Annotated in this window: 23 protein-coding genes and 1 pseudogene; 11 read left to right on the forward strand and 13 right to left on the reverse strand. The window is 59.7% G+C overall.

Features of this window, described 5'->3' with window-relative positions:
• Window positions 1–52 precede the first annotated feature (52 nt).
• Both LT42_RS21235 and LT42_RS21240 read right to left on the reverse strand, forming a co-directional pair.
• A complete protein-coding gene (locus LT42_RS21235; RefSeq protein WP_037017843.1) occupies window positions 53–1,837 on the reverse strand; it encodes an IlvD/Edd family dehydratase in 1,785 nt (594 codons plus the stop codon).
• A 132-nt stretch (window positions 1,838–1,969) separates the two neighbouring features.
• Entirely contained in the window at window positions 1,970–3,145 is a 1,176-nt protein-coding gene (locus LT42_RS21240) for a fumarylacetoacetate hydrolase family protein (protein ID WP_037017845.1), read from the reverse strand.
• 122 nt (window positions 3,146–3,267) lie between these two features.
• Here LT42_RS21240 and LT42_RS21245 point away from each other — a divergent pair, with 122 nt between their 5' ends.
• Both LT42_RS21245 and LT42_RS21250 read left to right on the forward strand, forming a co-directional pair.
• Complete coding sequence (locus LT42_RS21245) at window positions 3,268–4,209, forward strand: LysR family transcriptional regulator (RefSeq protein ID WP_037017847.1); 942 nt, start codon at window positions 3,268–3,270, stop codon at window positions 4,207–4,209.
• A gap of 535 nt (window positions 4,210–4,744) precedes the next feature.
• Window positions 4,745–6,130: an MFS transporter gene (locus LT42_RS21250; protein ID WP_052075361.1), complete on the forward strand. Its 1,386-nt coding sequence runs from the start codon at window positions 4,745–4,747 to the stop codon at window positions 6,128–6,130.
• A 421-nt stretch (window positions 6,131–6,551) separates the two neighbouring features.
• On the opposite strand, the gene LT42_RS21255 is transcribed toward LT42_RS21250, so the two are convergent.
• Window positions 6,552–7,523, reverse strand: coding sequence for an IS110 family RNA-guided transposase (locus tag LT42_RS21255; RefSeq protein ID WP_037011250.1), 972 nt, complete (start codon window positions 7,521–7,523; stop codon window positions 6,552–6,554).
• Window positions 7,524–8,034: 511 nt separating this feature from the next.
• Here LT42_RS21255 and LT42_RS21260 point away from each other — a divergent pair.
• The 3 genes from LT42_RS21260 to LT42_RS21270 all read left to right on the forward strand — a co-directional run bounded on the left by LT42_RS21260 (window position 8,035) and on the right by LT42_RS21270 (window position 10,777).
• On the forward strand, window positions 8,035–8,787 hold the full coding sequence (locus LT42_RS21260) for a maleate cis-trans isomerase family protein (RefSeq protein ID WP_037017849.1): 753 nt from the start codon (window positions 8,035–8,037) through the stop codon (window positions 8,785–8,787).
• A gap of 57 nt (window positions 8,788–8,844) precedes the next feature.
• Entirely contained in the window at window positions 8,845–9,732 is an 888-nt protein-coding gene (locus tag LT42_RS21265; RefSeq protein WP_037017852.1) for a LysR family transcriptional regulator, read from the forward strand.
• 208 nt (window positions 9,733–9,940) lie between these two features.
• Entirely contained in the window at window positions 9,941–10,777 is an 837-nt protein-coding gene (locus tag LT42_RS21270) for an MBL fold metallo-hydrolase (RefSeq protein WP_037017855.1), read from the forward strand.
• 64 nt (window positions 10,778–10,841) lie between these two features.
• Here LT42_RS21270 and LT42_RS21275 read toward each other — a convergent pair whose 3' ends face one another.
• Both LT42_RS21275 and LT42_RS21280 read right to left on the reverse strand, forming a co-directional pair.
• Complete coding sequence (locus LT42_RS21275) at window positions 10,842–12,113, reverse strand: cytochrome P450 (RefSeq protein ID WP_037017857.1); 1,272 nt, start codon at window positions 12,111–12,113, stop codon at window positions 10,842–10,844.
• Window positions 12,114–12,218: 105 nt separating this feature from the next.
• On the reverse strand, window positions 12,219–12,488 hold the full coding sequence (locus LT42_RS21280; RefSeq protein WP_037017861.1) for a DUF2934 domain-containing protein: 270 nt from the start codon (window positions 12,486–12,488) through the stop codon (window positions 12,219–12,221).
• A 446-nt stretch (window positions 12,489–12,934) separates the two neighbouring features.
• Here LT42_RS21280 and LT42_RS25960 point away from each other — a divergent pair, with 446 nt between their 5' ends.
• Window positions 12,935–13,624 carry an SOS response-associated peptidase family protein gene (locus LT42_RS25960; protein ID WP_070356540.1) on the forward strand — a complete coding sequence of 230 codons (690 nt, stop codon included), beginning with the start codon at window positions 12,935–12,937 and terminating at the stop codon, window positions 13,622–13,624.
• 118 nt (window positions 13,625–13,742) lie between these two features.
• On the opposite strand, the pseudogene LT42_RS21290 reads toward LT42_RS25960, so the two are convergent.
• Window positions 13,743–14,501 (reverse strand): annotated as a pseudogene (locus LT42_RS21290) (ZIP family metal transporter); the annotation flags it as partial.
• Window positions 14,502–15,226: 725 nt separating this feature from the next.
• On the opposite strand from LT42_RS21290, the gene LT42_RS21295 reads away from it, so the two are divergent.
• From LT42_RS21295 to LT42_RS21305, 3 genes are all read left to right on the forward strand, one after another.
• Window positions 15,227–15,652, forward strand: a complete 426-nt coding sequence (locus LT42_RS21295) for an HPF/RaiA family ribosome-associated protein (protein WP_037017867.1) — start codon at window positions 15,227–15,229, stop codon at window positions 15,650–15,652.
• Window positions 15,653–15,669: 17 nt separating this feature from the next.
• Entirely contained in the window at window positions 15,670–16,845 is a 1,176-nt protein-coding gene (locus LT42_RS21300; protein WP_037017868.1) for a baeRF3 domain-containing protein, read from the forward strand.
• Window positions 16,846–16,925: 80 nt separating this feature from the next.
• Entirely contained in the window at window positions 16,926–17,219 is a 294-nt protein-coding gene (locus LT42_RS21305) for a hypothetical protein (RefSeq protein ID WP_037017871.1), read from the forward strand.
• Window positions 17,220–17,552: 333 nt separating this feature from the next.
• Here the strand turns inward: LT42_RS21305 and LT42_RS21310 are convergent, their stop codons facing one another.
• From LT42_RS21310 to LT42_RS21330, 5 genes are all read right to left on the reverse strand, one after another.
• Complete coding sequence (locus LT42_RS21310) at window positions 17,553–18,005, reverse strand: REP-associated tyrosine transposase (RefSeq protein ID WP_037017873.1); 453 nt, start codon at window positions 18,003–18,005, stop codon at window positions 17,553–17,555.
• A gap of 397 nt (window positions 18,006–18,402) precedes the next feature.
• A complete protein-coding gene (locus LT42_RS21315) occupies window positions 18,403–19,128 on the reverse strand; it encodes a ferritin-like domain-containing protein (protein ID WP_037017875.1) in 726 nt (241 codons plus the stop codon).
• 10 nt (window positions 19,129–19,138) lie between these two features.
• Entirely contained in the window at window positions 19,139–20,308 is a 1,170-nt protein-coding gene (locus LT42_RS21320) for a hypothetical protein (RefSeq protein ID WP_037017877.1), read from the reverse strand.
• A 134-nt stretch (window positions 20,309–20,442) separates the two neighbouring features.
• Window positions 20,443–21,177 carry a DUF421 domain-containing protein gene (locus LT42_RS21325; RefSeq protein WP_052075363.1) on the reverse strand — a complete coding sequence of 245 codons (735 nt, stop codon included), beginning with the start codon at window positions 21,175–21,177 and terminating at the stop codon, window positions 20,443–20,445.
• 2 nt (window positions 21,178–21,179) lie between these two features.
• On the reverse strand, window positions 21,180–21,866 hold the full coding sequence (locus LT42_RS21330) for a DUF421 domain-containing protein (protein ID WP_052075364.1): 687 nt from the start codon (window positions 21,864–21,866) through the stop codon (window positions 21,180–21,182).
• Between the two features lie 299 nt (window positions 21,867–22,165).
• Between LT42_RS21330 and LT42_RS21335 the strand changes: the two genes are divergently transcribed.
• Window positions 22,166–23,218: a M42 family metallopeptidase gene (locus LT42_RS21335; protein ID WP_037017879.1), complete on the forward strand. Its 1,053-nt coding sequence runs from the start codon at window positions 22,166–22,168 to the stop codon at window positions 23,216–23,218.
• A gap of 228 nt (window positions 23,219–23,446) precedes the next feature.
• Entirely contained in the window at window positions 23,447–23,698 is a 252-nt protein-coding gene (locus tag LT42_RS21340; RefSeq protein ID WP_037017882.1) for a hypothetical protein, read from the forward strand.
• Here LT42_RS21340 and LT42_RS21345 read toward each other — a convergent pair.
• Both LT42_RS21345 and LT42_RS21350 read right to left on the reverse strand, forming a co-directional pair.
• Entirely contained in the window at window positions 23,695–24,246 is a 552-nt protein-coding gene (locus tag LT42_RS21345) for an ATP-dependent Clp protease proteolytic subunit (RefSeq protein WP_037017885.1), read from the reverse strand. The two genes, LT42_RS21340 and LT42_RS21345, sit on opposite strands and share 4 nt — an antisense overlap.
• Before the next feature lie 2 nt (window positions 24,247–24,248).
• The gene (locus tag LT42_RS21350) at window positions 24,249–26,444 is read right to left on the reverse strand and encodes an ATP-binding protein (protein WP_037017888.1); all 2,196 of its coding nucleotides are present in this window, start codon (window positions 26,442–26,444) and stop codon (window positions 24,249–24,251) included.
• Between the last annotated feature and the right edge of the window lie 55 nt (window positions 26,445–26,499).

The raw sequence follows: 26,499 nt of genomic DNA on the forward strand, positions 1-26,499 counted from the left end.
CGCGAGCAAGCTCACTCCCACAATTCAGATGGCCGCCGACAGGTTTATGGCATCAATGCGAATGCCGCGGCTCGCCGCTTCGTGCAATCACCCGCAGGTGCAACGTCGCAGGCTCCAGACAGCCGCCTGTGGATAACTGCCCCACCAATTGGCGATACAGCTCCTGCCACGGCGTTTGCGAGGCAGGCATCTTCGGTTCGAATTGCGCGCGGCGCTCAGCCATTTCTTCATCGCTGACCAGCACGTTGACGCTGCGGTTGTTCAGGTCCACGCGCAGGCGGTCGTTGGTTTTAAGCAGCGCCAGACCGCCGCCGATTGCCGCCTCCGGTGACATGTTGAGAATCGACGGGCTGGCGGAGGTGCCGCTCTGCCGTCCATCCCCCAGACACGGCAATGAGTCGATGCCCTGTTTGATCAGCGCAGACGGCGGCGCCATGTTCACGACCTCGGCGCTGCCGGGATAGCCAACGGTCCCCGCGCCACGAATCACCAGGATGCAACGCTCGTCGACTTCCAGCGAAGGGTCGTTGATGCGTGCGTGGTAGTCCTCCGGGCCCTCGAACACAATGGCCCGCGCCTCGAAGCTGTTTTCGGCGCCCGGCTCTGACAGGTAGGTTTTGCGGAAAGCCTCGCCCACCACTGACATCTTCATGATCGCGCTGTCGAAAAAGTTGCCGCTCAATACGATAAAACCGGCGCGGTGTTTGAGCGGGTCTTCGTAAGGGCGAATCACGTCAGTGTCATGGGCGACCGCGTTGCGCACGATGTCACCAATGGTTTTGCCAGAGACCGAGCCGCACGCCTCGTGCAGCTTGCCGGCCTTCTGAAGCTCGTGCATGACCGCCGGGACGCCGCCTGCGCGGTGGAAGCCTTCGCCGAGGTATTTACCGGCGGGCATGCAGTTGACCAGCAGTGGCACGTCTTCGCCGATGCGCTGCCAATCGTCCAGGCTCAGCTCCACGCCCATGTGCCGGGCAATGGCGATGAGGTGCGGCGGGCAGTTGCTGGAAGCGCCCAGTGCCGAGGCAACCGCAATCGCGTTTTCGAAAGCTTCCCGGGTCATGATTTGCGAAGGGCGCACGTCTTCGCGCACCAGATCGCAAATCCGCTTGCCGGTCATGTAGGCCATCTGCCCACGCTCGCGGTAGGCCGCCGGAATGCTCGCGCAGCCTGGCAACGACATGCCCAGCGCTTCAGCCAGTGCATTCATCGAAAGGGCGGTGCCCATGGTGTTGCAATGGCCCACCGATGGCGATGCCGCCGTGGTCATTTCCATGAAGCCTTCATAATTGATCTCGCCCGCCGACAGCAGGTTGCGCGCATGCCACAGCACGGTGCCGGAGCCGATCAACTCGCCCTTGTGACGACCGTCCAGCATCGGCCCGCCGGACAAGACGATAGCCGGCAGGTCAGTAGTCGCTGCCGCCATCAGGCAGGCCGGAGTGGTTTTGTCGCAACCGGTGGTCAGCACCACGCCGTCGATGGGGTAGCCGTGAAGAATCTCGACCAGCCCCAGGTACGCCAGGTTGCGGTCAAGGGCGGCGGTGGGACGGCGGGTCTGCTCGGCCATCGGGTGGACCGGAAACTCCATGGGAATGCCGCCTGCGTCGCGGATGCCGGCCTTGACCCGCTGCGCCAGTTCCAGGTGATGACGGTTGCAGGGCGCCAGGTCGCTGCCGGTCTGGGCGATGCCAATGATCGGCCGGCCCGATTGCAGCTCCTCGCGGGTCAGGCCGTAATTCATGTACCGCTCGACGTACAAGGCCGTCATGTCGGCGTGATCCGGGTCATCGAACCATTGCTGGCTGCGAAGGGGGCGTTTAGGCGTGTCGGACATGATTCGGGTCTCTCTTGGAATTAGGGGGGGTGAGTCGCGATGACAGGACGCGTTTGTGTAGGATCCGGCGTGCTGGCGAACCCGCGGTCTAGCTGACGGAACTGCGCCGCCTGACACATCAATCGCTCAGGATTACAACAAGCCGCGCACCGCAAGATTGCGCATCAGTGCGCCGACGCCGAACTTCCACGGCGCTGCTTCGCTGCTGTGGGTAACCTCGTTGTGCAGGCTGCCGAACAGGCTGCTGCTGATACTGACCTGATCGCCGAGTTTGTGGGTGAAGCCGCCGCCAGCGTGGTCGCGGTCTTCGGTCGGGGCGAAGAGGGTGCCTAAGAACAGCAGGAACCCGTCGGGGTATTGATGATTGGCGTTAAGCGCCTGACCAGCAATATCTGCCGGGTCGCGACTGATTTGCGCCATCGAGCTTGAGCCTTTCATCACGTAGCCGTCTTCGCCCTTGACCTGCAGATCGACCACGCAATTGCGCACGTCGTCGAGGGAAAACGTCTCGTCGAACAGGCGAATGAACGGGCCGATGGCGCACGATGCGTTGTTGTCCTTGGCCTTGCTCAGCAAAAGCGCGCTGCGGCCCTCGAAGTCACGCAGGTTGACGTCATTGCCCAGCGTCGCACCGAGAATCTGTCCGGCGCTGTTGACCGCAAGCACGACCTCCGGCTCGGGGTTGTTCCATTCGGATTTGGGATGAATGCCGACCTGGCTGCCGCTGCCAACCGCCGCCAGCACCGGGGCTTTGGTGAAGATCTCGGCGTCTGGCCCGATGCCGACCTCAAGGTATTGCGACCACATGCCTTGCTCAATCAGCAGCGCCTTGAGGGTGCTGGCTTGCTCCGAGCCCGGCTTGATAGCGCGCAGGTTGTCGCCAATGGCGTTCTGCACAATGGCCCGCACGCTCTCGGCCTTTGCGGGATCACCTGCGGCCTGTTCCTCGATGACCCGCTCGATCATGCTCGCGGCGAACGTCACGCCTGCAGCCTTGATGACCTGCAAATCCGCCGGGGCCAGTAAGTAAGGCTTGGTGGCGTCGGGGGTTGTGGTCGAATTGGCCAGTAATTCTTCGATGCTGGCGATGCGCGTGCCTTGAGCGTCGCGCACGGCGTTAAGCGGGGATTCCAGCTCCAGCAACTCGCTCAAGGTGGCGAAGCTGGACGACAGATCGAACACGCCATCGTTACGCAACACCACCGGCGACGGACCACTGACTTTACCGGGCACCCATGCGCGGCCGATCAATGTGCCGTTCAGGCCGTCGGCGGGGAGGGTGTTTTCAGGGGTGAGCTGGATAGGCATGGGGACATCCTCGAACATTTTTGTGGTTTTGATCACGACCCTAATCAGCGCTGGCGATAAACTCCAATGACATCTGCTCAATTATCGATAACACTGGGTTATCGCTTCTGGAGGGCGCTCGCGTGTCGGACATTTCTTTTTCCACTGTCTGTAATTGGCTGAAGTTCAAGCATCTCGTGCTCATCGAAACGTTGGCTCGGACCCGAAATATGCACGCCGCCGCGCAGCACATGAACCTCAGTCAGCCCGCGGTGAGCAAAATGCTGCGCGAGATCGAGCGGTTGCTGGGATTTGATGTGTTCGAGCGTCTGCCGCGCAACATGCCACCGACCGCGCTCGGCGAACACGTGGTGCGCTACGCGCAAATCGCGCTGAATGACGCGAGCAAGTTCGTTGACCAAATCAGCAGCCTGCGCGAGGGCGGGCATGGTTTTCTGAAAGTGGGGGCGATCTTTGCAGCGACCGCGGTGGTACTGCCAGAAGCCATCGTGCAGTTGAAACAGCGCTGGCCGCTGCTGTCGATCGAGGTGGTGGAGCAGACCAGCGACCATCTGATGGAGATGCTCGACGACAAGAAACTCGACCTGGCAGTGGCGCGCTATACCCATGAGAACCAGCAGCAGGTGTATGACTTTCAGGCGCTGGCGCCGGAGCCGTTCTGCATGGTGGTCAACAGTCGTCATCCACTGACCGAATTGGCGCAGACCCCATTGCAGGAGCTGGGCAACTGGCCGTGGATTCTTTATCCGCTGGGTACGCCGATACGCGCGCGGATGGAGCTGGCGTTTGCCAAAGCCGGGATCGCTACGCCGACGAACACCATCGACACCATTTCGATGCAGACCTTTTTACAGGTTCTACAGGCCGGACCCATGATCGCCATGCTGCCGGCGTCCATGGCCCAGCCGCATCTGGACTCTGGCCTGCTTAAAGTGCTGAACACGCCCCTTAAACTGGCGCCTCAGGACTACGGCATTCTGACCCGCCGAGGTGAGCCATTGCTCGGGGCTGCGTCGGAATTTGCCGCGATACTGCTCGCCAACGCGCACCTGGCGCGTGGGTAGTTCGCCAGACGAGGATGGCTTTAATACGCAGCGAGCCGCCCAGGCAGGCGACGTTATGCCGAAGTTTTCGGGTTTGCCCGATCAATTGTAGGAGCACGCTTGCCCGCGAAAAATATCCGCCGTGGCAGTGGAGGATCCGACCCACCGCGTTCGCCAGCAAGCCGGCTCCTACAGATTTGCGTACGCCTATGGTCTCCGGGGTTGCCCGATAAACTGTAGGAGCGCGCTTGCCCGCGAAGAATATTTCAGCCACCACATGAGCCACTGACCCACCGCCTTCGCGAACAACCGCGCCCTTCAAGCGGGCGCGCTTCCGCAATCGATGTGGCGCTGCCCTCGCTTTTGCAACCGTCCTGCACCCTACCAAATGGCTGCGACGTCACACTCAACTGGCGCCTACTTACGATAACCAATCGTTATCAATCAATGGAAACAAGTCATTATCCTAATCAAACCTGTTATCGGTAACATCCGTCCGTGTTTCGACCCTCCATAACAACAATACAGGCGCGTCCGAGTGCCTGGAGGTCCCATCATGGAAACCGCTTCCCATCGCCTGCCCGAGTCCTCGGGGCCCGGGCACGCCAGCTTTGAAGACCGCACCTATCGCAAAGTCATTTTCCGCATCCTTCCGGTTCTGTTGCTGTGCTACATGGCCGCCTACCTGGACCGCGTGAACATCGGCTTTGCCAAGCTGGACATGCTCAACGACCTGCAATTCAGCAACACCGTCTACGCCCTCGGCGCGAGCATGTTTTTCTGGGGCTATTTCATCTTTGAAGTCCCGAGCAACCTTCTCTTGCATCGCTTCGGCGCTCGCTTCTGGATTGCCCGGATCATGCTCAGCTGGGCAATCGTGTCCATGGCGGTCGCCTTCACCGTTCCGCTGGCGAAGTTTTTCCATGTCGAATCTGAAACCATGTTCTACGTGCTGCGCTTTTTGCTCGGCATCTGTGAGGCCGGGTTCTTCCCGGGCGTAATCCTCTACCTCAATTACTGGTTTCCAATACGTCGGCAAAGCCGTGTGATGGCAGGCTTCCTGATGGCAATGCCGATCAGTCTGACGCTGGGCGGTGTGATTTCCGGCTGGCTAATGACCCATATGCAAGGCGTCAACGGCATGGCCGGCTGGCAGTGGCTGCTCATCATCGAAGGCATCCCCTCGGTGGTGATGGCATTCGTGGTGCTGGCGTTCATGGCCAACAACATCGACGCTGCCAAATGGCTCTCGCCCCAGGAAAAGGCCATGCTCAAGGCCAATCTGGAAAGCGACAGCAAGGGCAAGGCGTCGAGCCTGCGCGAGGTGTTTTTCAACGGGCGAGTGTGGCTGTTGGTGTTGATACTGCTGACATTCAACACCGGTTTCTACGGCTTGGCGTTCTGGATGCCGTCGATCATCAAAAGCGCCGGCGTCTCCAACCCGCTGGACATCGGCCTGCTGACCGCCATTCCCTACGGCATCGCGGTGATCGCCATGACCCTCAACGCGCGGCACTCCAACAAGACCGGCGAGCGGCGCCTGCACGCAGCGATTCCAGCCATCATCGGCGGCATCGGCCTGATTCTCAGCGCCTACTTCGCCAGCAACGTCGTGCTGTCGATCATCTTCCTCAGCGTATCCGCCTCCGGCGTGTTGAGCCTGATGCCGATCTATTGGACCCTGCCTGGGACTGTCTTGTCGGGTGTCGCCGCCGCCGCGGGGATCGGCATGATCAACGCCATCGGTAACCTGTCGGGTTTCACGGGCTCGATGATCACCGCTGTGGCTGAAAACTTGACGGGCAACATCAACAACGGCACCTACGTACTAGGCGCTTGTTTGTTCATCAGCGCCGGGCTGATTTTGTCGATCCCACGGGCGATGCTGGGCAATCACAAGGCGCAAGCGCCTGCGTCGACCGAGGCGCTTTCTCACGCGTAGTCATGATAGCGCGCTCCTGCATCGGGATTGCGCCGTACAAACCCCTCTGCGGCAAACGCCTACACCGGGTTTGCCGCCGAACACACCCTTCTGCGGCAAACGCCTGCACTGGGTTTGCCGCCGTACAAACCCTTCTGCGAAAAACGCCTGCACTGGGTCTGCCGCGGTACAAATCCTTTTTGCGACAAACGCCTGCACTGGGTTTGCCGCCGTACACATCCTTCTGCGACAAACGCCTGCACTGGGCTTGCCGCCGTACAAACCCTTCCGCGGCAAACGCGATCTGTAGATATCGTCTTAATGCTCCTACTGCAAGCCCAGCAGCGCGCTAGCGCTGCTGCTTTTCAAGCAGGCACGAATATACGCCCGCGGCCCATCCCGCAGCGACATCCTAGCCATTCAAGTCCTACTTGATCAGCCGTTAATGAGCCAAAGCAATTTCAGGTTCGAAAGGCCTGTTGCTTTTAAGCACGCCATAGACCAAGTGCAACATCTTACGCATCACTGCACAGATAATTTGCCGGGGAGCCTTTCCGTTCGCCTTCAATCTCTTGGCGAACTCTCTCAGCACCACATTGTGTTGTATTCCTACGATCGCGGGCATGTAAAGGCCGCCCCTGAGTCGCGACGAGCCGGTTCGACTTATGCGGGTTGGACCCACGTAGCCTCCAGAGCGGTCCTGTCTGGGCGATAATCCAGCGAAGGCAGAAAGTTTTTTCGGTCCTTCGTAGTCCAGAGGGTCTCCCAGTTCCGCGAGGATCAGCGCGGCGGTCTTCTCGCCTAGACCATCAATGGAGGTCATCAACTCGCTCTTGCCGCGTAGGTCAGGATCATCGTCGATGTGTTGCTTGATCGCTTTTTCCGTTTTGGTGATTTCTTCCAAGACATGAGCAATCACCGATTCGATCGACGTTACGACGTTCGGGCTGGCAACTTCCAAGCGGTTTTTCTCCATCTGGCGGATCTCGTTGAGATCTTCCAAGCGGCGGACCAAAGCCCTCAGACGGCGCCGCGACTGTGGCTCAGGCACCCAAAGCCGTAACTTGCGATGCTTCTGCATGGCGAAATCGGAGATGAGTTTGGCGTCAGTCTTGTCAGTCTTGTTGCGTGACAACTCCGACTTGGCGTGAGCGGCGGTGGTGGCAGGGTTCGCGATATGAAGCCGATATCCCTTTTGAAAAAGGAAGTCAGCCAACGCTTCGTGATAATTACCCGTGGCCTCGATGACAATCAGCGCGTCCGCTGTGGCGTGCTTGCGAAGCCAGGACTCGAACTCGGCAAAGCCCTTGGCATCATTGCTCAACTTGCCCTTGGTGCGGTGTTTGCCATTGTCCAACGGCGTCGCAACATCAAAAGTATTCTTGGCCATGTCAACGCCAACGAATGAAGACATGCTGTTCTCCTTTTCAACTAAAGATCAATCATCGCGTCACTCGGCTTCGACCTTGTAAATGCGAGCTCACAAAGTGGCTCTAGATATCGTACGAGCTCAATGAGTGAGGTTGGAAAGGCGGAGAATGGATCTACTTCGCAGGCTACAACGCCACTAGGAGCCGGTCATCTTCACGCCTTTCCCTCGATGATCAGTCGAGAACTTTACCTTCTGAGAAGACAAAGTCGAGATACAAGGAGCCGGCTTGCTGGCGAACGCGGTGGTTCAGCGCTGAAGGTGTCGACTGACACGACGCATTCGCCAGCAAGCCGGCTCCTACAGGGCGATTGAGGTCGGCTTGACGTGACGTGGTTGACATCGGACCGTGACCTGCCGACCTGCCGACCTGCCGACCTGCCTGCCATCGCCCACCGCGATGGCAGCCTCGCCATTCCCTGATATACGCCTCATCCGGACGCTCCTAGCATGGGTCGCACTTGACCCGCGCCGTCTGGCGAAATGGAGAAACCCTGTGAAGCATTTCCGTATTGGCCAAATCGTGCCCAGCTCAAACACCACCATGGAAACCGAGATCCCGGCGATGCTTACGTCTCGCTATTCCCTGTTTCCGGACGAGTATTTCACCTTCCATTCGTCACGCATGCGCATGATGAAAGTCAGCCCGGAAGAACTGAAAAAGATGGACATCGACAGCGACCGCTGCGCACTCGAACTGAGCGATGCACGAGTGGATGTCATGGCCTACGCCTGCCTGGTCGCGATCATGTGCCAAGGCGCCGGGTATCACTCGGTTTCTCAAGCGCGGCTGAGCAAGACCGTCGCCGGTAACGCCTCAGATGCCCCTGTGTTGAGCTCGGCCGGCGCGCTCATCGATAGCTTGCACATGCTCGACTACAAGAAAGTGGCGATCATCACGCCTTACATGAAGCCCCTTACCCAGCAGGTCGTCGATTACATCGAGGCGGCCGGAATTGAGGTGGTGGACGCCATCAGCCTGGAGGTTTCCGACAATTTGCAGGTCGGAAGGCTTGACCCCATGGATCTGGTTTCCCACGCCGATCGGCTTAACATCGGGCAAGCCGACGGGGTGGTGCTGTCGTGCTGCGTACAGATGCCCTCGCTACCAGCCATCCAGGTCGTACAGGACCGGCTCGACAAACCCGTGCTGTCGGCATCGGTGGCCACGGTTTACCAGATGCTCAAAACTCTGGGCCTCAAGGCGCAGGTTCCGAACGCAGGGCATCTGTTGTCTGGCGCATTCTGAGTCGACGTCCGACGGGGTACTATGGCGGCCACACAGGCAGCACGCCCGGTATCCCACATGAAGCTCGACCCCGTCTCGTTGCGACTGTTTGTCAGCGTCGTCGAAGAAGGCACCATCGCCGCCGCGGCCAAGCGCGAGCACATTGCAGCGGCGGCGGTCAGCAAAAGACTCAGCGAGCTGGAAGACCTGCTCGACTCCCGATTGCTCAACCGCACCAACAAGGGCATCACCCCCACGGACGCCGGCCTGTCACTGCTGTTCATGGCCCGCAGTGCATTGAATAACCTCAATGACATCGTCGTGCAGATGCGCGACTACTCCAACGGGACACGCGGGTCAGTGCAGGTGCTCGCGAACATCTCTGCCATCACTCAATTCTTGCCTGGCTTGATCAAGTCATTCATGGCGCTGTACCCGCTGATCAATGTGGTGATCGAGGAGCAACAGAGCCTGGCGATCACCAAAGCCGTCGCCGAGAACCGTGCTGAGGTGGGCATCTTCACGCGACTGCCCCACGGGGCCGACATTGAAGTGTTCCCGTTTCGCCGCGACCGACTGGTGCTAATCGTCCCTGCTGACCACCCACTCGCCGCGCGCCAGTCTGTACGCTTCAGCGAGACCCTTGACCACGGCTATGTCGCCTTGCGCAGTGGCACCCATCTGAATTTCCAGCTCATCAAGGCCGCCAACGACGCGGGTCGCTCACTGCGCATCCGCATGGAAGTCGCCAGCTACGACGCGCTGTTTCTGATGGTGCAGGCGGGCATCGGCGTTGGCATCATGCCCGAAGGCAGCGCAGGTATTTACCACCTGAACGGCGCGAAAATCATCCGGATCGAGGACGAATGGGCGAGCCGTGAACTGAGTGTTTGCGTGCGCTCGCGCGCTGGATTGTCGGCGGCAGGCGAGCTGTTTTTGCAGCATCTGCTCACGCAAAAGCCTTAAGCGGTCCCGTATCGCCACAGGCGCTCGGCGCGTACGTCTGTGCGTGGCCAGTCGTTCTGGGCCACATGAAAACCGTCCGTGAAAGCCTGCGCCAAAAAGCTGAATCATCCGCACCTCGACGGGTCATCCAGTCAAGCCAGTTCGAATTTTCCGTGCATCTGGCCACTCAACCCTGACGGTTTGAATCTCCAGCGCAGGCGACTTCATCATGAACATTCATCATTTGGATTGCGGGTGCATGTGTCCCTTTGGCGGACGCTTGTTTGACGGGAGCACGCCTGGGCTGTTCGCCCACTTGGTCTGCCACTGTTGGCTGATAGAAACCGACCGTGACGGACTGATCCTGGTGGACACCGGGTTCGGCAGCGCCGATGTCGACAATCCGGACCGCATTGCGCCGTTCTTTCGGCGCCTGAACAACATCAAACTCAAGCACTCGCTGACGGCAATGGCGCATGTTCGGCAACTGGGGTTCCAGCCCTCGGATGTTCGCCACATCGTGCTGACGCATTTGGACTTCGACCATGCTGGCGGGCTGAGCGATTTTCCCGATGCCATGATTCATGTGATGCAAAACGAATACACCGCGGCCAAGACGCTGGACAACTGGCGTGCCGTCCGTCGCTACCGCGAGCCGCAATGGCAGCGCAGCCGCTACTGGCGCTTTTATGAACCCGGCGGCGAGCAGTGGAATGGCTTCTCCAGCGTTCGGCCGGTTCTGGACAGCGACGTGGACATTTTGATGATGCCACTGCCCGGCCACAGCCCCGGCCATGCCGGCATCGCCGTGAACAATCAGGGCCACTGGAAACTGCACGCCGGAGATGCCTACTTTCATCGCGACGAAGTGCACAAGCCCAGCCGTCATTGCCCGCCTGGGCTGAGGTTCTACCAACGGATGATGGACCACGATCATGCGGCGCGCGTCACCACGCAAAACCGACTGCGCGCTTTGGCGCTGACCGAACTGGAAGGCTTGCGAATCATGTGCAGCCACGACCGGATTGAACTGTGCGACCTGCAGGCGGCGTCGCTGGATGCGTGATCAAACGCAGACCGCTGCTACAGCCATTTAAACGCGCACACGCGAGCCGGCCGGCAAACGTTGCCTAGTCAGGATGGACGCTGGTGCTGCTGGCCCGAATACCTTTGATCAAGTAGCGATCCGTTGGCAGCATCGGCAGGCGACGCAAGTCGATGTCCGCAGGCAATGAGTGATCGCTGTATTCCACATCGTTGACCAGCTTCAATGTGGTGAGCTTGAGCAGTGCGATCGTCAATCGCTCGCCGGGGCAGCGATGGCCTTCTTCGGGCGAGCCGCCGCCCTGTGTGATGAACTCGAATGCTCCGGGTGTTTTATGCACGAACCTCTCGGGGCGAAACAGCTCTGCATCAGCCCAGAGCGTGCCGTCACGATTGGTGCCGAACAGGTCCAGCAGCACGCGCCGGCCTTTTTTGAATTCCAACCCCTGCCAGGAAAATGTCTGCCGTACGCGAGCCGCCGCGAAGGGGAAGAAGCTGTGAAGACGGCGCACTTCCTGAACGAAGGGCTCGACGAGCTGGGGCTGTTCCACGAGCCGGTCTCTCCACTCCGGGTGCCAGCGCAAATTGAGCGCGCAAAACAACACGAAGTGCGCCACCGCAACCGTCGGGCGCAGCACGTTAAGCAATTCTACAGCCGCGGTCTTGACGCTCAGCGGCCGGCCATTCGCGTCGACATGGGCGCTGATCACTGCAAGCGCGCTGTCGGCAGCGGGCACGTATTCACCGGCACGAGTGCGCTTTATCCAGCGGCCACACCAGCGCTCCGCGCGACGACGAGCAATCACTGAGCGCAGGTAGCGCGGGCCGACACTGCCTGCGCCGTCGATCAACGAAGCAAGGTCTGCTCGCACTGGCGCAACATCCTCGGACCGCAGCGGCATGCCCGCCCAGGCGCACACCGCCCTGCAGAAAATTGCCTGCACCTCCACGAAGAGATCGATGGGCGCATCTGTCGCGGTGGTTAACTCATGCATGCGACTGTCCCACTCGCGCTCGGCCTGTGCGAGCAACGCGTCGATCCCGGATTGAGTGAGCAGCGACAGAAACATTCGCTTGCGCACGCGATGCGCCTGTCCGTCCAGGGCCTGAACACCACCTCGCCCCAACAAGGTCGTTTGCAGCATCAAGGGGGCGGCTTTTTCGCGAGTGAACCGTGCTTCGTCGTAGAAAAGCTGCGCTGCAGGTTCACCTTTCATGCACAGGGTGCGTCTGCCGAGCAGGCGCGTCTGGAAGACATCGCTTTGCAGTGCCTTGCAGCGTTTCGAGATAAACCCATAACCCTCGATCAGCAGTCGCACGGACTCGTCGAAGCGGGCGCTGTCTGGAACATCGGCCACGTCAGCCTCCTCTGAAAAAAGATCGCATCGTTCGCTGCGCTGGCATGACACACAACTTGGCGAGATAAACCCGTTGGCCCAGACGTGCGACCAGCGGCAGATCCGTCAGCTTCTTTTAGTTGTGCGTTTGCCTTTGCTTCTGGCGCCTGTGTGTGGGGGCGTCTCAGCGCGGGCTGCATCGGTGCTGAGGTTGTCCAGCGACTCTCCGACGCCCGGAGGCGTCACGCTGCTGGAAATAGAGCCCGGCAAACCATCGTTGCCGTTGTCGTCATATTCCTGCCTGGCTTGTAGCCAGTGTTCAAAATCCTGGCCGTCGGGCCGGCCTCGTTCTTCCCAGATGCGATAGGCGGTTTTTCTGAGGGTTTCCTCATCCATTTTTTATGCTCCTTCAAGTCAGTGGATTGGCTGTCGAGCTCAAAAAGCGCTCTCGCTTACGCGCGTCTCCGGCAGCAGCGCTGCGTGATCAGCTTGAAGGGTTGAGGGCGGTTGAAACCGAATGGTTTAACGCGTGCGAGCCGTTGGCCGACAGTCGGTGCATTGGCGTGGGTCCCGCTTTTTGCATTCACTCAGGTGCATGCGCCGACACTGCCGATCCAAACGAGGACATGCATAAGCGATTGAAATTACGAAGGTTCCGCTGGTCGGCTTTGCACCCTTCACGGACGAACCCAGCTCGGGTACCCCGCTCGAAATTGCGTAGCCCTTCACAAAGAAGAGGGCACGAGAATTTTCGCACTGCTGTTCTGTGCCTTGGCAAAACCGGCGACGGGGTTGGCGATAAGAGGACAACAGCAGCGCCTTCAAACTGCCAGGTGTCCGATATGTGTGAATGCATTGCTCAGCTGTACTCTTCCGACGCGTACCTTCACTGCCTGGCGCATGGCGCCTGGCCTCCGGAACTCACGGGCACGCAGCCCCTTGAAAGCGTGGGGCCGGGAGGCAGCCGTGTCTGCCCGGACCTCAGGGACCATCACCACATCATTCGCCCAAACCATCGATTGGCCGCGGTAATGAACAGAAACGGCGAGTTGTGCTGCCAGCATGTTCGCTGGGGATGGTCCCCGGTCTGGAGCATGGGCACCCGGCCGCCGCTGACGCATTTGCCGCTGGAAATCGTCATGCGTTCAAAAGTATTCGACCGCATGCGCAGCACAGGCCGTGCGGTGGTGGCAGTGGACGGTTGGTTTGATTTCAGCCTGGATAATACGAGCACTGGCGCGGGCCGTTTCACCTACAAGCGACCTGTTGGCGGCGAGCCGACTTACCTTGCGGCTCTGGCGCAGGTCAGCGAATCCCCGAGCGGGTGTAACGGGCTGGTGCTGGTGACGTATGGGGGTGGAGGCGCATTGGGGCCTTTGCAACTGCTTGCTCTGGACCGTGACAGCGCGATGCGCTGGCTGGACCCTTCCCTTGATTGGCAACAAGCACTGGAACTGGCTTCGCGCAATTCGGATGCGGACCAGAACTTTGAAACCGTTGCCGCACGACAACGATTCAACGTCCGGCGCTGACTTCACCTTCTCTGCAACCAGTTTTGTGGGACCGGCTTCAGCCGGGAAGCTGCTGGCCCCCAGGATGAGGTTCTCCCTCATCCGCTCCCAGACATGATTCCAGCGGCCGCCTTCCAGCTCAATTCAGCGCAGTGTCCATAAACATCATCACCGCAAACCCCAACATCAGCCCCAGCGTCGCTGGGGTCTGGTGACCGTTGCGGTGAGTTTCGGGGATGACCTCGTGGGACACGACGAAGATCATCGCGCCCGCAGCGATCCCCATGCTGACCGGATAGGACCAGGCAAAGCCGGTCGATGCTGCCAAGCCGATAATGGCACCCAGTGGCTCCATCAGCCCCGAGCCCATCGCGACCAACGCCGCTTTACCCGCGCTAAGGCCGGTGGCTCGCAGCGACATCGCCACCGCCAGCCCTTCAGGAATATCCTGCAACAAAATCGCGCTCGTCAACGGGATACCCACGCCCAGGTCACCGTTGGACAGGCTGACGCCGATGGCCATGCCTTCAGGCAAGTTGTGCAGTGTGATCGCCAGAACGAACAGCCAGACCCGATGGATTCGTTCGGAGGTCGGCCCTTGCCGGCCAATGGTTTCATGCTCGTGCGGCACCAGGTTATCCAGCGCCAGCATCAAGGCCACACCCAATGCCAGCCCGGCGATTACCACTGTCGCCGCCAATGGCGCGCTGTCGGTATGGGTTCTCGCGGCCTCAAGCCCGGGCAGAATCAGCGAGAACGTACTCGCCGCGAGCATCATGCCGCCTGCAAACCCCAGCATGACGTCCTGAACCTTGGCCGAGATCTCCCTGAGGGCCAATGCCACGGCCGCACCCAATGCCGTGGCGATGAAGCCACCGGTCCCGCCCGCGAAGGCGTACCAGGCGTATGGGCCTTCGGTGTGGAACACCGCTTTGACGACGCTCCAGACCGTCAGGATTACAGCCGCTACCGCGAAGGCGCACGTCAGTGTCCATAAACGTGGCTGCTGCTTGAAGCGCCGGGACCAGCCTGAGGCGGCGACGGTTGATTTCATCGAAAAAACACCTTGCTCTAAGTCGTGACTTAGCATGGACCGGTCCGCTGAACAGAGGTTGCGTCCAAATGCCAGGGAGGTATTGGCGAAGCTGCCGCCTGTCGCACCAGTAGATTTTCAGGAACAACCGCAGGTCCGTTCAAAAGAGTTGAACAAAAAATAAAAGTGGTTGGGCACGCTCATGAATATTCCAGCGCATTTCGAATTTCACTATGTACAAAACGGCGTCAAGAAAAGTGTGACGCTCTTTACTGCCTCGTTGTTTCAAACACACCCGCCGGTGAACACCGCTCGGCTTAATCAACAGCCCCAGCGGGTAAGCGAACAGCGGGCTCATCAGTAGCCGCAAGGCGAGTGGGCCGGCGCGTTGAGTTGGTTATTGCGTACCGCGCACTGCCGACTGCCACGGAACGCAGGACGGCTGAATAAAACACCGCTTCGTTAGTTAACAGTCGAGACCGCTGCAACTACCGCTCAGTTGCCCAAGTGTTCGTTGTCAGGAACTGATGCGCGCGAGTCTCTTCTACAGGCAAACAGACACATTCTGTATCGACGTGGAGGATGGATATATGCAAGTTCAAGTGGACAGCAATCATATTGAAGGCAGTGCCGAACTTCAGGAGTGGGTCGGCAGTGCAGTGGTCGATGAACTGGAGCGCTACACCGAACTTTTGAGCCGTATTGAAATACATGTCGGTGACGTCAATGCGCAAAGGTCCGGCGCTCAGGACAAGAGGTGCCAGATCGAAGCGCGGCCCAAGGGGCACAGCTCACTGTCGGTCACGCATCATGCAGAAAGTCTTGATCTGGCAGTTGCCGGTGCTGCTCGCAAAATGAGCCACGCGCTGGACCATCTGGTAGGCCGCCTGTCCCCCAAAGTTGAATCCACAGGGCACCTCACGGCGCCACCGGTCCAGGAAGATTCCGCAGCCGAAATCGACGCGATGCTGGAAGACGAGTTCCTGGCCAAACAGGCGGATTTGGGAAAAGAGTAAAAGCGTAGGAGTACGTTATGGTCACGATTCAACCGTTTACCCAACAGACTCTGAGTTCGCTGCTGGCATTGGCAGACCGACCGAACTTGAGCGTGTACATGCCCACCCACCGCACTTTCCCGGAGCGCACCCAAGACCCGATCCGCTTCAAAAATCTCATCAAGACGTTGGGCGGCGCGCTGGGGCAGCATTATCCGCAAATCGCCCCCGACACCCTGCTTGAGCCTTTCCAGGCGCTGGTGGATGACCACGACTTCTGGAATGGCTGTCCGGAGGGAATCGCCGTCTTTGGAGGCCTCGAACATTTTCATGTGGTGGGGCTGCAGCAGCCCGTGCCGGAAATCGCTGTCGTCAACAGCCACCCGTATCTCAAGCCTTTACTGCGACTGGCGCCCATGACCGAGCGCTATCAAGTGCTGTGCCTGTCGAGAAACAGCGTGTGCCTGTACGAAGGCTCGGCGCAGACCCTGCAAAAGATCCAGCTGCCGGACGCCGTACCGACCACCCTTGAGCAGGCGTTGGGCGATGAACTGACGCCACGCAACCAGCAGGGGCATCCGGATGGGTTCAGCGGCGGCGGCGAGCGTGGCGATCCGATGATGCATGAGTCCGGCGGAGGCGGTAAGCAGGACGAGATCAATCTGGACCGCGAGCGGTTCTTCCGGATTGTCGATCGCAAGATCACGGAACATTGCTCAAGCCTGTCCGGGCTGCCGCTGATTCTGGTCGCCTTGCCGGAGAACCAGGCCGTGTTCAGAGCCGTTAGCCGCAATGCTTCATTGTTGCCGACGGGGATTGAAAAAGACCCCGCAACCCTGGCATCGGACAAGCTTCGTTCGCTGTGCGGCGAGATGATGCGCCTGCGACACGATGAGCGCCTTAACACTGCGCTTGATCGTTACGGTGTCGCCGTGGGGCAGCGCCAGAGTGCCAGCGAGCTGCCGGAAATTGCCCACGCCGCCACAGAGGGCAGGGTCGCATTGCTGCTGGTCGAGGCTGAGCGCTGGGTGCAAGGCAGTTTGAACCCCGAAAGCGGCGACGTTGTGCTGCAGCCCGACGCGTCGGCAGAGTCGGAAGACGTGCTTGATGAGTTGATCCTGTCGGTGATCCGCTGCGGCGGCGAGGTGGTGGTCGTGCCTCCTGAACGGCTGATGCCGACAGAGACAGGCGCTGCGGCCGTCTACCGATATTGATGCAGGGGCTGCTGCAGGGTGCGGGTTTCAAGCCCGCACCTTTTCGGATGCAGACCTGAAACGAAACCAGGAGCCGAACGATGACCAATACCACCAAAGAGAGGGAAGTCAGGGCCTGGCACTTGCTGCTCGAGGACGACAACTACCGGCTCGATCTCCCGGACGATTTTTATCAGACGCTGATCAATCGGGCCGATGAGCTGGTGCTGCGCGAGGTGATCGACTTGTCGGAATGGCAACAGCTCAAAGACACCGCCGATGAGGTCTACGCCAAGACGCTGCAAGGGCTGTCTGTCTGCCAGCGGGACCGCGTGGACACAGTGGCGATTGATCTGCACATCGACACTGCCCGAAAAACAGCCAGCCAAAGTTGAGGCGACGCTGAGCTTTGCCCGCCATCCTCCAGAAACGCTCCCTGATGCATTACCATCAATGGGATAACGAGGGTAGGTGGCCGAGAGCTATGTGTCGTGATCCAACAGACCCAGCGCGTGGAAGGACGCCTTCGCGGGCAAGCGCGCTCCTACACCGGACCGTATCGACCTACGATCTCGGTGGACAATCCCCAGTCCACAGCCGGCATGTGCCTGCACCGTCTGCGTGGCCGCGTCTGTTTGGGCCGACGATAATTGCCGCGATTATCGTCTTGGCGACAAAGGACGCAACGCCGCGGTTAATTGTAGGAGCGCGCTTGCCCGCGAAAAATCTCACAGCCAAACAGCATCCCACAGCGGGTAATCGCCAACGTGTTTTACCAGACCGGCCCTCAATGGGTTGGCGACGATATAACGCGCGACCGCCTGCAAATCCTCTTCACGCCTGATTGCCCGGTCGTGATAACCCTTCTGCCATACCCTGAGCGGGGTGCAACCGGCCCGCATTATCGAGAGCGCGCTACCCGACTTGACCCGCCGCACCAGCATACCCAGCGTCCCCGTATTCAACGTTACCAGCCAATGGAAATGGTCGGGCATGACGACCCAGGCGAGAGACTCCGCTACGCCTGCCTGCTGGGCTCGCCGGAATTCATCAACCACATATCGGCCAGTGCGCCAGTCGGAAAAAAGAGGTTGTCTGCCATTGACGACGGAGGTCAGCAGGTAGATCTGGCCAACCTCCGAATATCGTCCTGACCGCAAATCAGCGCTTCTTTGTGGCATTGGCGTTCCTTCGCATATGTTCCAGGGGCTAGCTCAGGCTAGAACAGAACCGATCAGCCCGGCAGTGAACAGATATTCCGGATGTGTCTGTGAGGACGCCTTCGCGGGCAAGCGCGCTCCTACAAGGGACCGCGCGCCAGCGATTTTCGTGCATCCCGCAGTCCCCGTTGATTGAGCTGTCTGGCGTTGAACGGAAATGCCTCCAACGACGCGGTCAATTGTAGGAGCGCGCTTGCCCGCGAAAGGAATTAGAGCCTCCGCATCCTTCGAACTTATACCCACTCCCGCTACCGCTCTTAGCTGCCCGAACAGCCCCTGATGTTTTCCCTTCACTCAGACGTGCCACCGCAGCCAATGGCACGTCCGTACCCACCGTCCAATTGCCCAGGGTCAATCGCTAACTGACCTGCGCCATCAGATTGTCACGCACATAAGCCCGTACAGTGCTCAGGTGCTTCTCTTCCTGCTCCAGCGCATGTTGAAACTCCTTGGCAATCAGCGGGTGACCTGCTTGCCGCGTCAGGTCAATCAACAGCCCCCACGCGTCGTTGTCTTCCAGTTCAATCGTCAACAGCGTGTTCAGGCATTGTGAAACCGTGGTGCGCGGATCGGTAAGTACCTGCATCACCCCCAGGGCCTTCACCCCGGCGACATCGGCACACGGCGTCATGCTCGTGGGGTCAGCCCCCAGTGTTTCGATCGCTCGCCAGACCATCTCCATGTGCTCTTGCTCTTCACGCTGGATGTGGCGCAGCGACTCGGTCAGCTCCAGGTTGCCGCCCTCGGCAGATGACGCCTTGGCGATCATCGCGTCATACAGCCGAACCCCGGTGCGCTCGAATGCCAGGCGTTCACCGAGCTTGTCCATCAACACTTCGGGGTTATGCCCTCGCAGCTTGTCCAGCGCGCTTTTGAGCATGCCCTTGGCTGAACCGGGCACGGGAATCGAGCCCACATTGTCTGCGTCGACAATCGCCTGCTGGCGCTCCTCGAACAACTGCATGCCGTCGGCCGGGATGTCGGCGGGGAAGCGTTCAGTGGCTTCGATTTGCTTCTGCGTGTCCAGAGGGGACATCTGAGCGCCGGTGCGATTCATGCGCAGCTTCAATTCTGTGTTGCTCATGTGGGATTCCTCACGCTTTACGGTTCAGTTCGGTGCCGGGTTTCCAGGTGTAGCCGGCCGACACAGCCATTGCCGGTACGCCCTTGGAGTTGAGCTGCGCCCGGTACTCAAGCGAGGCGTGGCCTTCGTTCTCTTTGCTCACGTAATCGATGCCATGGGCGCGCAGGTCCACTTCCCGGGAGAGGGTTTCGCGGACGAAGTCACGCTGGCTTTTGAACGCGATCATGTTCGGCAAATCGCCCGCGAGGATTTCAGCGGGGTCGCGCCGCTCATGCTTTTTGAACAACTCGCACGCCAGATTCAAATGCCCCAGTTCGTAATCCAGGAAGCGCTCCCACATCGCCTTGATGCGCGGATTCTCTTCTTGCTCCGCACAACTGGCGTAGGTGTAAACCTCCATCGCCTCATGGATCAGCCATTTCTCCATGAACGTCTCGCTGGGGTCCTGAAGTGAGCCGTACTGAGTGACGTGCTGCTCCTCGACCGAGGCGATTTCGGCATACAAGGCGCGGGCGACCGGGTCGGCGAAGGTCGGGCCGATGTTCATGTAGTAATCGTGGGTCTGGTATTCCGCCCCGGTGATCAGCGCGGCATGGATCTTGGTGATCAATGTCGCGCTGTCCTTCTGGTAGTTGTCGCGCAGGTCGTCGCTGGGTGCCCGGTGGTGCTCGCTGGTAGGCCGGCCAGGGACGATGTCGGTGTAGCCCTGCAGGATGTTGTTGGCATCCTTGCCCTCGAGCCGATCCAGCATCGCGGAGTAGCGGTACAAGTGGTCGAAGTCTTCAAGCAACCCGAAGCGGTAGGTTTGCGCCTGATACGGGTCAGGCTCGGTTTGCGCGACCGCGGCGGTCACCTCGATGGCGACCTGTTCATAAGCCACGGTCGTTTCCAGTGGTGAGTGATCGGCACTGAGCATCCAGTTCACCATGGTCATCTGGTGCTGTTCGGCTCGACGCACCAGCGCCAGCGGTGCCTGCAGTTCTTTGTGGAAGCGTGCCCCGAAGTGTTTCAGGCGCAGGGCATCAGACTCCACGCCATTCATCAGGATGACGCGTACGCGGGTAAATGCATCATCGTCGAGTTTTGAAATCGGCTTGCCAGCCATGTCCTTCCAGGTGAACACCTGCTTGTCCAGGGGCGTGCCTTTGTTGTCGAGCAAGTTGGATAGGGTCGTCGTCATCTGCAGTCTCCAGTCGCCGGATTGAAAACATTTGCCGGGTTCAACTTACCGACTGCACGGCCAGAGGCCGGACTTCCCGTGTCTGACGGGCGGCCGCCTGGCAAGCGGCGCCGCCTGACGAATGGTCGAATCACTCACTGCAAATGGGGATCAGAGCCGCCCTCGTCGTGCAGCTCGGAGCGCAGGTCCTCGCCGACCGCGACGGTCCACTGCACGTTATGGCAATACGAGCACTTTTGCGTCTGCCCACCGGGTCGGATTTCACAGACGTTGCCGCAGCAACAGCAGGCCAGACGACCGCTGTAATGGCCCGGCAGATCGAGTGCAAAGCGGGCAGGGGGCATTAACCGCAGGCCATGGCGCGGGCGTTTGTAGCGGACGATGCTGAAGTCCCCGGTTGATTCGAGGTACACCCGCCTTAGCTCGCCCAACTGATGGACGCCCTGGGCGCGCAACTCGGAAAAGACCCTCGCCGGCGTCAGTCGCGAGGCGTGCAGGTTGCCCATCAGCAGGCGCCCGTCGATCAGCAACAGGGTGACATCGCCCTGCACGCGAACTTCGATGGAGCGCTTGCGAACCGAAAGGGTCGATAACCCACGCTGAAAAATCAGCGCGCAGATCAGCAGCACTGCAGCGGGCAACAAACCTTGTTGCGCGGTTTGCAGCGGCACGCCAACGGCAGCACCCAGGGTAATCATCACGGCAAGCTCGGACACACTCAGCTGTGCAGCCATGCGCTTGCCCATCAGGCGCATGGTGACAAACAGCAGGACATAAATAACGGCGCTTCTGAGCAACACCTCCAGCAGAAACGACCAAGGGTTGTCGCCGATCAGGATGCGGTGCGCGTTGGAAAGAAATTGTTCCATGGTCAGTCGTCCAACTCGCGGGCGGCGGGTATCCATTCCGTGTCGCCACAATTGATGCACGTGTTGCGCTGCTGCTGGGTGTCGGGCTCCGTGTGCCCGCAACTGCTGCAACTCACTTCGGTGGCCACGGCGACGGCCTCACGCAGCCGCGAGTCTATCTTCGGGAGTATCGAAAGCCCGGGGCGGGGCGATTCGGCGTAGACAATCGAAAGATCGCCAGAAGGCTCCAGGTAAACTTTTTTCAACTGACCCAGGTGCTGAACCTGCCGCAAGCGAAGCATGGCGAACAGCCGCTCGCGCGACAGTGCCGCACGTTTGAGCTCGTCCAGCTGAAGCTCGCCATGGTGGATGATGGTGCTGACGGCCCCGGAGATCACGGTCTCGAACCCCGGCGAGCGAACGCTCCATTTCGCCATCGCATACTGCAGAACGATTACCGCCATCATGATGAAAACCGGTGGCAGCAGGCCCCGTTCAGTGGCTTGCAAAGGCACGCCCACCGCGCCGGCGAGTGTCACCACCACCGACAGCTCGAACAAGGTGTACTGCGAAGCGACCCTGCGGCCGAGCATGCGCATTGAGCAGATAATCAGCGCAAACAGAACAGCTGCGCGCAGGGCGATTTCCAACAGCGTGACCCAGTTTCCTTGCCCGAGGAGGAGACGATGGGCTGTCTCGGCCGTAAACATGCGTGTTTCACCACAGTGCTGCGTTGTGTGTTCATCACCTGACGGCGATAGCTCTAAATTTTTTTGACGTGTTGCATTGGCAGAGTGCCAAGAGCATCACGGGTCGGCCGGACAAGTGGTCGCCGGGGCTACATTCAGGCTACGTTCAGGCTACGTTGAAGCTACGTTCAGGCTCAGGGGCCGAACCATGATGGGGCTGGACAGTCACTTTTTGGACACGGCACGGGCTGGGACCGCCTGATCTGCCATGACCATGCAGGCGTTTTTTACCTGCAGCGAAATCGTTGCTGGAGATGTGAATGAACAGCGAGAACAAAAGCCTTCTGGAAAAACTGCTCATGGCCTATGGGCCCGGTGGTCAGGAAGATGAAGTGCGCGCTATCTGCAAGACAGAGCTGGCGCGTTATTGCGATGAAGTGACTGAGGACCGCGCTGGCAATGTCGTTGGCCGCATCAAGGCATCGCGTGATGCCGATCCCGACGACGGCATAAAAATCATGGCGCACCTCGACGAGATCGCGATGGTCGTCAAGCTGGTCGACGAAGACGGCACGCTGCAGGTTCAAGCGCTCGGCGGCGCACAGCCAATCAGCTTCGGCGCGGCGCCGGTGGATATTTTGGGTGACAGCGGCGTATTGCCCGGTGTCTTGTCGTTTGGGTCGATGCACAGCAGCGGCGGCTCTCAACAAAGCAAGGATGTGCTGCAAGGCAACGTCCAGTGGGCCGATGTGCATGTTGTTACCCGACGCGCGCGCGAGGACCTCGCCAACGCCGGCGTGCGGCCGGGCACTCGCGTGGTCCTGAGCAAACACTGGCGTGCGCCGTGGTATCTGCCGGATGCGATTGCGGCGCACTTTCTGGATGACAGGGCGCCGCTGCTTGCGGTCATCCTGACCGCCAAAGGTCTGAGCGAGAGACGTGCGGAGCTGAACCAGGATGTATGGCTGGTTTGCACAACCCTTGAGGAAGAATCCAACGCCGGCGCGATGTACGCTGCGTCCCGGTTGCCGGGGGACACGATCATTGCGGTGGAGGTGGGCCCGGTTCTGGCTGAATACGGTACACGCCTGGACGACCACCCCATCATCAACACCGGGGACCAGAAAGGCGTTTATACCCGACGTGTCGTTACCGACCTGATGGCCGCCAGCGAACGGGCAGGGTATGAGGCACAGGTGGCGCTGCTGGTGGAATTTGCCTCGGATGCCAGCGCCGTCATGAGCGTCGGCTCGGCGGCCAAGGCCGGGTGCATCGCGATCCCCACGGAGAACACACACGGGTTTGAAATCATCACTGAGAATGGCATCGAAGCCTGTGCCGCTGCGCTGACCGAATATGCCCTCAATCGGTAACCCGCCTTCGCCGTTTCGCTAGCAGGAGGTTAGATAGACTCCTGCCGGAAGGTGGCGCGGTCATTCGTCTACAATCGACATATTGCCATTGAACTGTCTTGGCGAAACCGTATAAAACGGACTGTCACGTTGCCAGGCTGGCAAGCGTCACGTGCTTCGGCGCATACGCTTTCTGACCTTCAACGCTTCGTTTGTTGGAGCTTGAGCACCTAGGGAACAGCCAGCTAAATGAGTAATCCATACGAGATCGAGCTTCTGACCGTGAAGCTCGAACTGCAGGCAGCCACGGACGAGTACATGCGCCTTGTCAGGCAAAACACTGCCTTTGGTCCGCAATGGACGGCGGCCAGCGAACGGCACGCCCGGGCCGTGGCGAACTGGCGCCGGGTGGTCGCACGCCCAAGTGCGCCCAACGTCAGCATCACGGCGCCTCGGGACATTGACCAGATTCATCTGATTGTGCGGCGGGTGGCCGGCTAAGCGTGAATGCAGTAACTGACGCAGGCGGCGTTGATTTGCGGTTGTTCAACCGCATGGATCATCCCGGTGGCCAGCGCTTGCTGAGGGTCGATAATGCGCGGTGCAGCGGTCAGGTACTTTTCGGTTTCCAGCACCTCACGCGCATCGACCGTGCGCTCCGCGACAATTCTTGCGTACAGCTGCAGGTCGTAATCCAGGCTCATCGCATACTCGGACATTCTTGAGTGGTCCACTGAACCACTGACGTGCCAGTGAAACGGGTGAAACAGGAACTTGCTGTGCACGCAGGCTGTGCGCCGCTCGCCAGCCAGGAACACAATATTGCCCATCGATTCAACCGTGCCGAGGTTATGGGTATGCACCGGGATCGGCAGCGACAGCAAGAAGTTGTACATCGTGAAGCCGTAGCTGCATTCGCCGCCCATGGTCGCAATGTTGACCACCAGGCACGAGGCACCGCGTTCGATGGCCAGTGACGACTTTTCAATCAGTTGGCCGCACGTGGCGGAAGTGATGGGGGCGGTGAAGTTAATGACGTGCATCGTCATGGTTATCTCCTGTTTTCAGATTCGGCAGCCTCCGAAGCGAGCGCGGACCTTACGTAGTCCGACAGCTCTGTGACGCTGAAGGGTTTGGAAAGCACTTTGCCCAACGACAGCCCCTCGGTGATGCCCTCGGCATTGGCATAACCGGTGATGAACAACACTTTGAGCTGAGGGCGCTGTGCCTTGAGGGTCTTGGCCAGAGCAAGGCCGTTTATGGCCCCTGGCAGACCGATGTCAGTGATAAGCAGGTCAACGCGGTCCAGCTTCTCGAACTGCTTCATCGCTGATGCGCTGTCGATGGCTTCATAGGGGGCGTACCCCTGATCGGTAAGCAGCTCCACTGCAATCTCGCGCAGGCCCGTTTCATCGTCAACCACCAGAATGACCTCACCGTTGCCCCTGTCTGAAGGAAGTGACGCAGCGTTCGCCACTGCCTCAAGCGTGTTGTCGGCGTTGCGCGTATCCAACGGGAAGTACATCGAAATGGTCGTGCCGACGTTCAGGGTGCTGTGGATGCGGATCTGCCCGCCGGACTGCTGGGTGAAACCATAAATCATCGAGAGCCCCAGCCCGGTGCCCTGGCCTGGTTTTTTGGTGGTGAAAAACGGATCGAACGCGCGCCTCAGCACATCCTCGCTCATTCCGCAGCCATCGTCGGTGACTGAAATAAGCACGTACGGACCCGGCTGCATTTCCTTGTCCTTGCCGGTGCGTTCGTCGATGTCCAACCGCTGAGTGCGCAGGGTTAACGTGCCGCCTGCGGCCATCGCGTCCCGCGCATTGATGGCCAGGTTCAGCAAGGCATTTTCCAGCTGATTGGTGTCGCAACTGATGCACCCCACCGACGCCAGGTCGCAACGCACGACCACGTCGGGGCCCATCGTTCGGCGAATCATGTCTTCGAGCCCGGCGACCACTTCGTTGGGGTCCACCACCTTGGGGTCAAGCGGCTGCTGTCGTGAAAACGCCAGCAACCGGCCGGTCAGCGCGGCGGCTCTCTTGACGGACGTCAAGGCAAGCGTCTGGTACTTGCCGATGTCCGCCACACGACCCGCTGCAATGCGCATTTGCATCAACTCAAGGCTGGCCGAGATGCTGCCCAGCAGGTTGTTGAAGTCGTGGGCGATCCCGCCAGTCAGCTGCCCGACGGCTTCCATCTTCTGGCTCTGCCGCAACTTGGCTTCGGCAGCTTCACGTTCGCGTTGCTCTTCCTGCAACTGTCGGGTGCGTTCGGAAATTCGTGCTTCCAGGTTGTCATTCCAGTCCCTGAGGGAGGCTTCAAGCCGAACGCGATCGCTGATGTCCTCCACCGTGCCATACCATTGCTGGCAATGGCCTGCCTCATCCAGTTCCGGATAAGCGCGGACCTGATACCAGTCGTACTTGCCGGTGTTTTTTTGCAGGCGCACCTGAACATCAAAGGGTGTCAGGCTGGCCAACGACGCGCTCCATTGTTTGATGATCATGGGCATGTCGTAGGGATGGGTAAATTCTCGCCACCCCTGGCCCATGGTTTGTTCGCGCTCCAGGCCTGAAAATTCTGCCCATCGCGCATCAATGGAGGTGACGGCGCCGTTGGCGTCTGCCGTCCAGGGGATTTGCGGGTTTAACTCGACGGCCCGGCGCAAGCGACGCTCGCTTTCCCGAAGTTTCGCTTCGGCCTCCCTGAGCGCATCGGTGATCCGGAACCGTTCGAAACAGGCTGCGATCAAGCTTGCGTAACTGCGCAGGAAATCCACATCGCTTTCGGTGAAAGCGCGGGGCGTGCGGCTGTCCACCTCAAAAATACCGATGGGGCGTTGGTCATGGGGCGCGTAAACGGTGACGTTGACGAACGCGGCGACGCGATTGTCGATCTGGAAAGGGTGAAGGGTGAAGCGGTTTTCCAGTGCAGTGCTTTGCGAAATAACAGGGTGCTCGACGCTCAGGGCATACCATTCAGGCGTGCCGTACTCCAAATCGAGGGTTTCTTGCCCCACTACCCCAGACGTCCAGCCGACACCGCTGCGGACCCACATCTGGCGCTTTTCCGAATCGATCTGAATGAATTTGGCCAGGTGCGTTCCCAAGCCCTCACCGGCACCTTTGCAAGCCGCCTGAAGGATCGCGTCAAGATCCGCACCAATGACGGCTTGCTCCCCGAACTCGGCAAGAATCCGCCGTTGGCACAGCAAGTGGCGCTCCGTCGCTGAACTAGTCATTGATTTGCCTCGCGTCCTCAGTTGGTCGTGGAGCTTCCAAGTGGACGCAAGTATG

The sequence above is a fragment of the Pseudomonas lutea genome (assembly GCF_000759445.1).
GTDB lineage: Bacteria > Pseudomonadota > Gammaproteobacteria > Pseudomonadales > Pseudomonadaceae > Aquipseudomonas > Aquipseudomonas lutea.